Origin of the sequence: Butyricimonas paravirosa (assembly GCF_032878955.1) — a bacterium.
Lineage (GTDB): Bacteria > Bacteroidota > Bacteroidia > Bacteroidales > Marinifilaceae > Butyricimonas > Butyricimonas paravirosa.
The window spans coordinates 2,011,612-2,024,215 of record NZ_CP043839.1; the positions used below are offsets into that span (position 1 = coordinate 2,011,612).

Consider the following 12,604-nt stretch of genomic DNA (forward strand, 5'->3'; position numbering starts at 1 on the left):
TTCATTTCAACTCCTTCCGGGCCTGTTCCCATACGCTCAACTCATCTTTATTACTTTTATCTTCACCGTATATACGGATTCGTTCATCAATAGCCCGCTCGGCCTCCATCTGCATTTGTTTCCCATACCGGAACTTTAACTTATATTCCAAAATCCAGCTATCGTCATCCGCTCTTTTACTCTGCCGATTATGAAGAGAGACTGCCTCCAGTCCAATTTTACAAAAGCTCGAATACACCTCGGTACGTTCCACGATCTGGGCGATTCCCAATAACATCCCGTAATTTGCCTGTTCCTTGGCATTCTCCATCAACTTACCAATAAAAATTCCGGCCTGATAAGACGATTCATGCAACAGGGCCTCCAGTTTCATCAACCTCGTCTCATCCGTTTCAGGCAATCCTTCAAGGATATAAAGCACCCGCAAATAATTTTTCTCTTTCATATACTGACGAGCAAGATCCAAATCAAGTGTCACCCCTTGCTGGGGAACAATTTTCAAAACCCACACGGCAAGTGCCGCATTAGCCGCCGTACCGGGAGACCACGCATCCCAACGTCCGCGAATAATACCCCGGTCATCAATCAACATCATAGTCGGATGCCCTGCATGCACGGCCGTACTGAACTCTTCCACCCCCTTATTATCGTCTGTCGTAGGATAACCGAATGCCTTCTGTTCCCACCATTCTCTTGCTTTATAACCTTTGTCTACCAAATTTTCCTTGTAATTCACACCAATAATTTGCACATCCCGATACTCATCACTACCTTTCACCATGATCGAATCAAGATCCTGACACAAAGCCCGACATCCCCCGCACCAAGTCGACCAGAAATTCATAATCACGAATTTACCCTTTAGCTTTTTACTATTCAACTCTTTGCTAAAAGAATAACGGGGTGCAGGCATTCCCAACTGATTCACGGTCTTCACCTGTCCATCCGCAGCCTGTTCCTGATAACCATGTCGCCAGTTTGAACCATATTCACGGAGAAATTTATCCAAACGTTCGTAATCTTGGGCATAACCAACCGTCCCTCCCAACAAAATTGTAAAAGCAAGTATTATAAACTTTTTCATATCTCTACATATTAAGAATTATCTTCCCCCGACACTATTCTCCTAGATCCAACTTCTCGACAATCTCGACTTCCGTCGGCGGCAAGCAATGATCGTCATCACAACTCTGGTAGGAAACTTTAATTTTAACATCCAGCACGCCCTTCAAATCCGGGGACACGTTCAACTTTTGTACAAACTCAAGTACCTTACCGTCATAAATTTCACTTCCCCCCTTCACGATGGTTGGCGGTGTTTCCAAGTCGCCCTTCAGAGTCACACCCTCCGGTAACTCGAATTCAATCTTCACGGGTTCATTCATATTAACTGCCGCCGCCGTGTAAAGATGATATGTCCCCGTCGTCTCCATATAAATAGTTGCGTAATACCCTTCTTTATCTTTCATCACCCGCCCCCGACACGTTACCGGCTTTTTATCGATTTGGGGCAGTTCATACTTTTTAGCCGCGGGCTTATCATACTCAAAATGGCGGGGAGCCGCATGTTGTCTAATGGCAACCGCCTTCTGCGGATTCTCTTTTCCCAGTAAAATGAAAGGATAACCTCGATGCCTCAATGTCAGATATTTCCAATCATCCAGATTACCTAAATAAAATCCTTTATAATTCTTATAATCCTCTTTCAAATGTTTCTCCATCCATTCTACTCCCCCTTCGAAATAAAGAGACTCTCCGGTATCTTTACCCGGAAATTGAATCCGCATATCACTCAACCAACGCCAGTAAACATCCTCGGCCCCCTCGAAACCGTTAATTGTCTCGATGGAAAGCCCGATAATCAAATCATTCACTCCATCCCCGTTATAATCAACAACCTGTACCTGCGGGGCGCAACCCGGCAAAGCCTTCGATCCGTCTTTCGCCATAAATAAAGGGCGAGGGCGTTCAAAACGTAACCCGTCATCCGTTTCCACTCCTCGAAAAAAATACACTCCCCAGCTACTCGCATCTCCATACGAATCCGTGGCAATAATATCCAGCACTCCATCCCCATCCCAATCCACCGGATTAAGATAAGTATGAAAATCACCAGCTCCACTGGCATTCACGGCATTAAAGTTTTCTCCCGTGGCAACCACCTCGTTATGATCTCGTGTACACAAGATAGAGCCATCCACATGACAAAGAAACTCCCTACGCCCGAATTTAGGCTGTTCTTTTGTTCCGATATTCAACGCCACCCGGAAACCTCCACCTCCGGCAACAAACAAATCCAGTAAACCATCCCCGTTAAAATCTGCCAAACGGGCCGAACTATACACCCAGTAATCACGGGATTCTACCGACCAACACGGCTCATTGAAACTGACAAATTGCTTACCGGGCTGGTACCCCAACTGAGGGATTTCTTCACGAGGCAAAAATCCATTCGCACTCCCTCTCCACAAAGAAATTACACCGGGATCATACTGCCCGGAAATAATATCCTCGTACCCGTCCCCATCAATATCAACCACTTGCGGGTGAATCCCGATACAACACCATTGATAATTGGACATCACGTTACCATTCACGTCAGTAGCATAAAACCATTTCCCCGAAAATTTGGGTTTCTTCTTTGTTCCCTCGTTCAGGTACACTTTTATCCTGGATTCCCCGGTTAAAAACTCCCCTAACAACAAATCCGGCTTGCCGTCTTTATTCCAATCATAAAGCGTGGGATAAATCATCCCGTGTTCCTCCGTCCTGATTTCCCACTCCCCGCCATCAATACGTTGTGGCTGGCTCAGAATCGGGGCTCCGGCTATCGGTTCGAAATACAACTCTTTCATAACTGGAAAGTTTGTCGTACGCACATGCCATTGCAACGAATCATGCGTGGGAACCTTTATCTCTGGGATCTCCTGTCCCGGCAACTGTACAAACGCCATGACAAACATGGCAAAAGATAATAGCTTTTTCATATACAAAAAGATTAATTAAAAACTGGTGATACCGTAAATTTTGCACATGAAGAGTACATATACGACCTTTCGGTCGTATTGTACATCTTCTAAAAACATATCTTACTCTACCACCCTTTGATACTCACATCATATATCTGATCGAATCCCGTGTAGGTATTCATCGTCTGCACACGTCCGGAAAAAGGATCAATCTCCATGCTATAAAGCTTCCCGGACCCGGCAGTCCCGCCATACGTTCCCACAACCATCTCCACGTTCGACAAATAATACCCTTTGCCCACCACGGGCTTTAAAATCTTCATCAACGTAATCGTTCCGTCAAACTGAATCCGTGTATTGTCCACGGTCATTAATGCCTCCGGTGTCACGGTTTTTCCCGCATCTGCCGAGAAACGGTACACACCATCTGCCGTTGCATAATAGCACATGTTAATATAAGAACTTCCAAAAGCCCAGTCAATCACCTCTCCATTCTTCACGTCATCCAAATGATTCAGCTCGTAAATATACTTGGGAACCTTGGAATAACCGGATGCCTTGAAATCAAGTTCTGCCATAAAATACTCCCCGTTATCCCTCTTCATGACAGCCAAAACCCGACCACTAGCCCCTCCCTCATCCATATGAATCAAATCAGCCTGCATATTAGCCGGATTAAAAGGTGCGGAAACAGTTTCCTCTTCATCGGAATTCACATCAATAGGCGCCAACCGGGTAAAATCATAAATCTGCCCAATAGCTATAAAACCACGACTCTTCTGATCAAACAACACTCCTTGTATGGAAGACGAACCGGACGACCTGTATAACAAAGGATACAACTCATAACCATACTCATCTCCCGAAAGAGATGGAATTGTAAAAGTAGACTTCCCGTACGATTTCTGGAAAATATCACCCCCGTCAAAAGCGTACACGTTGTAATCATCATTCCAGCAAGCCTGTGGGACCCCGTCATTCAACCCTTTATAAAACAAATCATTCCACTCTCCAATTCGAGAAAATGTTTTACTATTGACAACAGCAGAACCTTGGTCTGTTACCGCAATGAGAACAATATTATCAGGCGCATCACTACCATAAGAAGGATACACCTGCACGTTCCACACCCCCTTACCCGCAATCCTCTCCCCGCCATTCGCATTGGAATAACAGTTCGGAAAAACCTGGGCCACGATCGAAGACGAACTCGCTGTAAGTTGGAACTCCTCGGCAACAATCACACCCATATCACTTGACGTTCCGTCACCATGAAGGACTAATGCCCCTAGTTGGCTAACCTGGCTGACCAAATTCACAGAAACAACATTGGAATAAAAATGCCGTCCGGTACTTTGTTGTGTCACGTTCAACCGTAATTTATATGTCCCGTCATTTTTAAGTAACGTATCATCCTGCACACAAGTAAAATCCATCACCTTCCCTTGATACACGGAAACATATTTACTCCACCAATTCCCTAAACTCCCATAAAATTCCCAATCAAACATCAAATCGTTTTCTGGAATAGAAGTAGTAACCGTCGGAGTAATCTGTAATTTTTCCCCGAAAGACCGATTATAAGTCTCGTCGGGTAACACCACCTCGACCTCTTCAAGCTCCTTATAATCATCATTTCCCTTGTCATCGTAACAACTAAACAAGGCTATCGCTACCAGCAATACGATATATATATTTTTCATAATCATCAACTATTTTAGTTACTCCAAAAATCAAACGTGATCACGTCCTCATCGTCCGGATGATATTTAATATTATTTTTCTTGCAATACTGATTCAATTGATAAATAGCAATTTGCACATCATCACTCCACCAACTACTCGCACTACTAAATATCTCGTCAGATCCAAGCACGGTATAAATAATTTCCAGTTTTTTCTCGGAATAATAACCGACATACCGATCGGCAGTAGAATCCCACCACGATGGCTTGGCTAAAGAACTAGAAATTATTATCGCATGGTGCAGATAGTCAGACAAACCAACTTCAAACACCTCGGAACCATAAATCTCAAAATTCAGCGTATCACTTGCCTCTTCCAAATTTTCCGTTTTATACACCTTCACTTGTAACGTTCCGGTTACCTCTCCTGCCGGAATTACCGCAGAGACAATCTCGTATCTTGATCCCGGATTAAAGGGACTACTTCCTAAATCCTTGACCGTAACCGTACGATCCTCGTCAGCCACTCTTCCCGCCATGGAAATCGGCACTTCAACCACGCTCTCCGTGGTTCCTTCCGGCTGCGTATAAAAAGAAAATAGCGTAGTATCATTCGAATTCGTAAACCAGACCCGCGGCCGGGCATCCCAAGTATCAATTTCACTCTTTGAACAAGCGGTCATTATCAATAAAAAACCTATCGTAAAATATAGTATATTTTTCATGTTCTTCCACGTTTAGATTACACATTACTCTCTTCCAGCATTCGACTCCTCCACATCCGGACGATCAAACGTGAAGAAATCAACGTTCGTCATGTATGAAGAAAAATCCATGTACGACTTTCTCTTATAGTAATACCATAGCTGCCCTTCACCCCAAAACTCCTTCTTATACTCTTTACGAATCTCCGCCTCCAACTCACTTGCAGACATACTCTTACTTAAAGGATAGCTAAGTAACCCCCGATTGGTACGCACTTTTTCCAGATAATCTACCCCTTCCGAGGTTGTCGCAGCACATTCGGCAGCGATATAGTACATCTCGGACAACCGGATCAAAGGAACCCGCTCTTGAAAATAACGGGCCGTCACCGAATTCTGGTAAAATTTAGAAATCAGATACTTATTCCCATACTCGGCAAAACCGTACTGATAACGAATATCGGCAGAATAATTTTCATATACTTGAGAACGTTCATCTGTGGTTATTTCTAACCCTTCCATCGAATTTTTCATCCCGATCTCCCCGTCAAAAATATAACTATCCATACAATCCTCCAAGTCCGTGACATTCAAAGCAAAAATATGTTCCGTGGCATACGAACGATCCTGATTCCGGTAATACTCGTTACTGGTATTACCGATATTACTCAAATTCGCCTTCAACACCCACGGAAACCTGGAGTCCTGATCGGCGATAACCTCCCCGGCACAAAGCAAAGCATTTTCCCGGTCTCCTTTCCAGAGATATACCCTTGCCATTGTCGCAACAGCCGCGTAATAATTGAAACGGAAACGCCGATTATGCCAACTTTGAATCTTATCCGAAGACAAATACGCTCCGGAAGGTAACGACGCCAGACAACTAGCCGGGCTCGTACCTAAATGCATCGGATCATTAGCCAGTAACATCTTGGCATTCTTCAAATCCTCAAGAATCATCGTGATCGCATCCTCCTGCGTGAACAAAGGAGTCACCGAAGAGGTTAGTTTCGTGACATAAGGAATCGCCTCCTTGTCCTTCCCCGTAGAATACGCCTCGGCAAACAAACGCAACAAATCAAAATGCAGATACGCCCTTAAACCGAGAGCCTCCCCCTTGATCAAATTGTAATTATCATCGGAAAAAACACCCTTATTCCCGTCAATCGTCTCCAACAGGGAATTAATATTTGCGATCTGGGCATAAATATTATTCCAGAAATTTTCAATATACCCCGCACAATAACTCACCGCAAAAGAATTCGTCGGATCGGCATAACTATACTCATACCAATTAATATGATTATACATTTGAATATTATAGTACCCGGCCAACATATCCACGATATCAAATGTCAGCTCTCGCCCGTAAAGCGACTTATCACACATCTTGGCATACACCCCGGTAAGCGCCTCCCCGTAGCCATTCTCAGATTTAAACAAATCATTCCGGTCCAACTGTGAAGAGGCATTCACATCCAACCAATCCTCACACCCCGTGAGCAAAGAGAAAAGGATGCCCGCAACCAGTAATATTTTTATTCTTTTCATCATCTTGTCGTTTAACAGTTAAAAAGTAGCTTGTAATGAGAACGAGAAATTCCGGGCAAACGGGTAAGATGTACCACGTTCAATGTCAATACTTGACAAACGCAATAACTCATTCATGTAGAATGAAACCTTCAAACGTTCCAAGGCAATCTTCTTCAACCAGGCAGCCCCGGCAAAATCATACCCCACGTTTACAGAAGAAATATAAAGTTCATTATTCTTTTGCACGAAACGGGAAGTTGGTTTAGTGTAGTTCGTTGACCCTGACGAAATCACGGTCACTTTATACGGGGCCACGTCTCCCACCTTCTGCCATGCCTTAAACAAGCGGCGGTCAAGATTCGACTGGCCGTTAATGTTCTCCATACGAGCCACCAGCTCCGAATTATACAAATCTCCCCCGAATTTATAGCTACAAGATGCAGAGAACGTGAAACCCTTGTAGCCGGCATTCAAATTAAGCGTCCCGCTCATCTTCGGAGAGGTGTCACCGATAACCACCTGATCGGCAGAACTCCAAGTATAGGTACTCCTCCCGTCCTTCGTCAAGAACATCTCCTGCCCCGTGGCCGGATCGATTCCCAACGAACGGACTCCCCATATTGCAGTCATGGAACATCCCTCGTAATAAAGTGTGGCTGGTTTCGTGAATTTATTCAAATACTTTTCCAACACTTCCGTGTCCCCGGGCTGCCCGTCATTATAATCATAACTACCATCAAGCGATGAATTTTGCTCGTCATTACTATTCTTGAAAATATCGTAAATCTTCTTGATCTTATTTTTGTTATGTAACGCCGTCGCAGAAAGGGTCACGTATGCCTGCCGTTCATCATCACGCCACGGAGTCACGGAAACAGCCAATTCATACCCCCGATTTTCAATTTTTCCCAAATTTTCCGTGTAAGTAAGGAACCCCGTAGAAGGCGGGAGCGAAATATTGGAAAGCAAATCATCCGTCCGCTGAATGTAATAATCGGCACGCAACGTCAAGAAACGCTTTAGCGTAACATCCACTCCCAAATTGTAATCCATATTCCGCTGCCACTTTAACTTGTCATTAGGCAAGGCCACCAGTTGAGCCCCGATCTTATCACCATACACGTAATCATAATACTCGTAACGAGCGCGAGACTGAGACGGGTCAACATTTTGCGTCCCGGTATATCCCATGGATGCACGTAACTTAAACTGTTTGATCCAGGCATTACCTTCCAGAAACTTCTCGTGATGCACGTTCCATCCGGCACCCAAAGACCAGAAAGTCCCCCAGTGACTATCACTTCCATAAACAGATGATGCACTTTTGCGAAGCGAAGCGTCAAACAGATACCGATCAGCGAACGAGTAATTTATAGCCCCGATAACACCGATTTCCCGGGATCGGCTATTACTACCTGACGGACTTCCGTCCTTCTGATACTTTGTCGCGAAAGAAATATCATCCATATAGTCATTACCAAATCCCTCCGCCACGGTTGTTGTCGAAATCGTGCGGGCTGTTGACATATTCCAAGTCACATTGGCGAAAAGCAAATGCTCCCCGAACGTCTTGTTAAAATTAAGTCCCGCCTGCACGGATACCGTTTGACTTGAACCATCTCCTTTCGTGTATTCCCCCTTGCGGTCACTCATGCCATTTTCATCATACTTGGCAAACTTCGTGTGACTGGCCGGGTAAAACACATCCGATCCTGACTCCTGACGAGTGAAAGAAAAACTTCCCACGGCACGAAAAGCCTTACTGATACTCCAATCCATCGAGAAATTATCCCGAATCTCCGTGTATGCCGTTTCATCCTTCGTATTCAACGTGGCGTTATACAGCGGGTTATACACCTCCTGTTCGAAATTACTTCCTTCCCCGTAACCGGTATGTACCTTGAACGTTTTAATCAAATTACCGTTCTCATCATAAGGAGCCCAGTAAGGATTCAGTGACGTGTACTCGGAAAACGAACCGTAAGGTGAATTCTTTGACCAGTTACGAGTAAATTCTATCGTGTTCCGGAAAAGAAAATTTTTATACGTGTAAGAAAGCGTCGTATTCGCGTTCAACGTGTTACGTTCCGAACCCTTCATAACTCCGGCCACGTTATTGTAGGACACACCCAACTGGTAGCGCATCCGCTCGTCACCACCTTCCAGAGTCAAGGAATGCTTGTTACTGAACCCGACGCGTAACGGTTTACTAAGCCAGTAAGTGTCCACCCCGCGCTGCACATCATCGTACACTTTCTTGTACGAGTCATACGCCGTAATCACTCCGGGAGCCGTGTTAGGACCGTACATACCAATCTGTACCTCGTAAGCCAGTTTTTCTGCCGCATTCATCAAATCATACCCCGTCAAATCGGGAGCTTCAATACCAAAATCTCCGGAATAATACACGCGAAGTTCCCCGGCTTTCGGGCGAATCGTCTCGATCACGACAACCCCGTTACCCGCTTTCGAACCGTAGATCGCCTTTGCCGCCGCATCCTTCAACAAGGTGACACTGGCCACACGATTCATATCCAGATCGAACACTTTCTCGATCGTTGTCTCGAAACCATCGAGAATAAACAACGGTTGATTCGGGTTCCCCTCGTAATCCCCCTGCAAATTGGAAAAAGAAGTCTGCCCGCGCAACTGGACATTCGGCAGACGATTCGGGTCACTACCGAACTCCAAATTTTCCATAATTTGAAAAGCAGGGTCCAGATTCTTCAAACTCTTCAACAAGTTCTGATTCCCCGCACGTAAAATAGCCTCCCGTTTAAACGTCGTTGCCGACCCCGTGAAACTCTCCGCTCTCCGGGTAAACATACCCGTTACCACCACTCCCTCGATCTCCGTGGATGTCTCCTTCATCCGGACATCAATCTCCGAGCGTCCCTCAATCGCAACCTCCTGACTATCCATCCCGATAAAAGTAAAAATCAACGTGGCATCAGCCGGGATTCCCGCCAAAGAATATTTCCCATCTATATTCGTCGTCGTTCCCCGGTAAGTCCCTTTGATAACAATAGTTACCCCAACCAGAGGATCACCATTCTTGTCCGTAACCACACCCGACACGGTATGTCCCTCCACTTGCTTGTTCTCCACCTTACGCACAATCGCCACACTATTTCCCGTGATCTTGTACGTGTACTCCGTGTCCTTCAGCAACTCGTCCAACGCCTTTTCAATAGAAACGTTTTTCAACTGCAATGTCCTAGGCGCCATCTTATCAATCTGAGAATCCTCGAACATGAAATTCATACCGCTTTGCTTACGCAACTCGTAAATAATTTGCCGGACGGAAGTGTTTTTTAAATCGATCGTGATTCTCTTCTCCACCGCCTGACCGAAAGCCCCTGACGGGCTTACAGAAATCACCGCGATACACGTCAATAGTATCGACAGCATACGCAAAAACAAAGATTTATGCGTCCGTGTTAGTTTTTTCATAAAATTTCCCATAAATTTGTGTCTAGTATTTTTATTGAATTACTCCCTCATAACACACCTCTGACCTCGTGTAATGATGGATAAATTTTGAACCAGCGGGGATTTCGGATTGCTACAAAACGAAGATCCCCCTTTTTATTTACAGCCTCTCTACCGGATCACGTACCTCCCTTCTTCTTTAGTGATTTTTACATTTATAGTTTGCTCGATAGTTGTCATAATTTCATCGATCGAGACACTTCTCTCAAAAAATGCCGTAATTGTACTGTTCTGTAACGTTTGGCCCTCCACGACAATCTCGATCCCGTACCAGCGGGAAAGCTCCGACACGATGTCTTGCAGACGGTCACGTTCAAACATAAACATACCTTCCGTCCACGCGATATACTTACTCACATCTACCCGTTCGGTACTTATGTCTCCATTTATATTATCCACCCGGCACAACTCGTTAGGACGCATCATCACGTTACACCCCCGGTATTCAACCCCGATACTTCCTTCCACCAATACTGCCGCAACCCGTTTTTCCGTGTAAGCCCTGACGTTAAATTTTGTCCCGTACACCTTTATTTCTGCATCATTCGCCCGAACAACAAACGGGACCTCACCATGCCGGACCTCAAAATAAGCCTCTCCCCGAACAGACACCGCCCGAACGGAATCCGAGAACCGGGAAGGAAACGACAATTCCGAATCCGAATTCAAGTACACGATCGTGCTATCCGGTAAAGCCAAACGGCTCGTGAACATTCTCGGCACCTTATACACGTTAAGAACGGAAGAAGTCTCATCCGTTGCCCGTGCTGCCACGTGAACCACATCAATCACTTTTTTATTCACCGCATATTCCGTCATGTCCATCTTCTCTCCGGAGGCAAATATCAACGTCGGCACACTATCTTTCACAACAGGTACGCTTGCTATCAGCAATTCCGGTTCAGGCTGAACCACGCCTGCATATTCAAAAATTCCGAAACACAACAAAACCATCGCGGCAGATGTCGCCACGGAAATCGTCGTCCATCGAACCATCCTCGCCCGCTTGTAACCACGTACCCGAGTTCTGAGGCGGACAAGATTACGCTTCTTCCGTTCCGGATCTATCGCTGCAATCTCTCCTGCCAACAGTTTGGCATCCGTTAATAGATTCCTCGCTTTCGGATGTTTTTCGAACCATTCACACATTTGCTCCACGTCTGCCGACTGGCCCGTCCCTGCATTTATTATATTTTGTGCGGTATGTAATTCCCGTTCTTCAGTACTCGTATTCTTCATATCTTTCCGATTGTTTCTGTACTATATATACTTGAACAACCCGATTTTCTACCGAGAACGTGTAAAAATTCTATAAAAAAGATAAAAACAAATCCAGCATATTTGAAGAAAGCCTTTTTTTCAAATCCTCCACCGCCTTATCCTTGCGCTTATAGACCGTACTAAGGGCTATTCCCAACCGTTCCGAAATCTCCGCGGGCGAATAACCCTCTATGTACATCCGCAATACCGCAGCATATTCTTCCGGCAAGACCTCAACAGCCTGACTCAGATAGGCGATAACCTCAGAGGTCACAACCTCCGACTCCATCTCTTCCTCGCTCAAGTGCTTGATATGCTGCACATAATTCTCCACATGTCGCTGATGAGACCAATAACGTCTGTACGAATTTTTCACACTCAAATAAAGATAGGCCTTCAAATGCTCCAGCGATTCAAAAGAAATACGAGACTTTAAAACGTTCATAAAAACATCCTGCACGACATCATCGGGAACCACTTCCGTACCCACGTACAATTTTGAACTGAATCGATACAAAGCATCATATAGATGCAGAAAAATATATTCAAAAGCATGATTATCCCGTCGATTAAAATCATCGATAAGCACAGACGAATTCATATCATAATCAACGGCCATAGTCAGATGGATAAAATCACATATATTTCTCGCAAAAATAAGGATTAAAAAACAAAAATCAACTAGAGGCAAGTATTTCTATCCCAATCCTATTGTTATACTAGGGTTTACCTACCTCTCGATCGCTCCCCTCCCGTTTCTTCCCCACCATACCCTCGCCACATGGCGACAGGATAACGTTTTTGTCAGCGACTTGAAACGTCCGAGAGGTATCATAACCCTAGGAGAAGGCTGGCATTTCCTTATCTAAACCCTATCCCCGATTCTAACTTGTTGATCATTTTATTTTAGGTTTTAAACGATTTAGCAACCATGCAGATTTCAACAATTTGTTGAGCAATG

General features: G+C 44.9%; 8 protein-coding genes. All 8 read right to left on the minus strand.

Going from position 1 to position 12,604, the window contains the following annotated elements:
* Nucleotide 1: 1 nt before the first annotated feature.
* The 8 genes from F1644_RS08475 to F1644_RS08510 all read right to left on the minus strand — a co-directional run bounded on the left by F1644_RS08475 (nt 2) and on the right by F1644_RS08510 (nt 12,262).
* Nucleotides 2-1,084 (minus strand): TlpA family protein disulfide reductase, encoded by a 1,083-nt coding sequence (locus F1644_RS08475; RefSeq protein WP_118305400.1) that lies wholly within the window; start codon nt 1,082-1,084, stop codon nt 2-4.
* A 34-nt stretch (nt 1,085-1,118) separates the two neighbouring features.
* A complete protein-coding gene (locus F1644_RS08480; RefSeq protein ID WP_118305399.1) occupies nt 1,119-2,987 on the minus strand; it encodes an FG-GAP-like repeat-containing protein in 1,869 nt (622 codons plus the stop codon).
* Nucleotides 2,988-3,094: 107 nt separating this feature from the next.
* Complete coding sequence (locus tag F1644_RS08485) at nt 3,095-4,672, minus strand: PKD-like family lipoprotein (protein ID WP_158572018.1); 1,578 nt, start codon at nt 4,670-4,672, stop codon at nt 3,095-3,097.
* Nucleotides 4,673-4,686: 14 nt separating this feature from the next.
* On the minus strand, nt 4,687-5,379 hold the full coding sequence (locus F1644_RS08490) for a DUF4843 domain-containing protein (protein ID WP_118305397.1): 693 nt from the start codon (nt 5,377-5,379) through the stop codon (nt 4,687-4,689).
* A gap of 24 nt (nt 5,380-5,403) precedes the next feature.
* The gene (locus tag F1644_RS08495) at nt 5,404-6,909 is read right to left on the minus strand and encodes a RagB/SusD family nutrient uptake outer membrane protein (protein ID WP_158572019.1); all 1,506 of its coding nucleotides are present in this window, start codon (nt 6,907-6,909) and stop codon (nt 5,404-5,406) included.
* Between the two features lie 18 nt (nt 6,910-6,927).
* Nucleotides 6,928-10,344 carry a SusC/RagA family TonB-linked outer membrane protein gene (locus F1644_RS08500; protein WP_158572020.1) on the minus strand — a complete coding sequence of 1,139 codons (3,417 nt, stop codon included), beginning with the start codon at nt 10,342-10,344 and terminating at the stop codon, nt 6,928-6,930.
* A gap of 150 nt (nt 10,345-10,494) precedes the next feature.
* Nucleotides 10,495-11,622, minus strand: a complete 1,128-nt coding sequence (locus F1644_RS08505; protein WP_118305394.1) for a FecR family protein — start codon at nt 11,620-11,622, stop codon at nt 10,495-10,497.
* A 70-nt stretch (nt 11,623-11,692) separates the two neighbouring features.
* Nucleotides 11,693-12,262: an RNA polymerase sigma factor gene (locus F1644_RS08510; protein WP_118305393.1), complete on the minus strand. Its 570-nt coding sequence runs from the start codon at nt 12,260-12,262 to the stop codon at nt 11,693-11,695.
* Nucleotides 12,263-12,604: the final 342 nt, after the last annotated feature.